Source organism: Vallitalea okinawensis (assembly GCF_002964605.1).
Classification (GTDB): Bacteria; Bacillota; Clostridia; order Lachnospirales; family PQDH01; genus Vallitalea_A; species Vallitalea_A okinawensis.
The window spans coordinates 1-496 of the sequence record NZ_KZ672986.1; the positions used below are offsets into that span (position 1 = coordinate 1).

Below are 496 nucleotides of genomic sequence, written 5' to 3' on the forward strand. Positions count from 1 at the left end.
GGTCGAGGTCTTGACCTAAAAAGATTTAGTAAGAGTTATTATTGGAATATTAAAGTCGATTCAATGTGTAGTTTTGAAGATACAAAAACAATTGTATAACTTTTACGGTGGCGATGCGTCTATGGGTAACACCCGTTCCCATACCGAACACGATGGTTAAGACATAGACGGCTGATGGTACTTGGTGGGTGACTGCCTGGGAGAGTAAGTGGCTGCCGTATTTTTGCGTGGAGAGGTGTCCGAGTGGTTTAAGGAGCTGGTCTTGAAAACCAGTGACTCCGAAAGGGGCCGTGGGTTCGAATCCCACCTTCTCCGCCATTAAATAATTTTGACATTTATAGTTAAGCTCCTTTAACTTTTCAAAGTTACGATAACGTATCCTAACATGAAAAGTAAGAATCGCTAAACTCTAAAATTCATATAAGGCCCGTTGGTCAAGCGGTTAAGACACCGCCCTTTCACGGCGGTAACAGGGGTTCGATTCCCCTACGGGTCA

General features: G+C 43.8%; 2 tRNA genes and 1 rRNA gene. All 3 read left to right on the plus strand.

What is annotated here, in order from left to right:
- The first annotated feature begins 103 nt into the window (after positions 1–103).
- The 3 genes from rrf (at position 104) to C1Y58_RS00015 (ending at position 496) form a co-directional block, all read left to right on the plus strand.
- Positions 104–221 (plus strand): 5S ribosomal RNA (rrf, locus tag C1Y58_RS00005).
- 8 nt (positions 222–229) lie between these two features.
- A tRNA-Ser gene (locus C1Y58_RS00010) sits at positions 230–318 on the plus strand.
- A gap of 106 nt (positions 319–424) precedes the next feature.
- Positions 425–496 (plus strand) — tRNA-Glu (locus tag C1Y58_RS00015).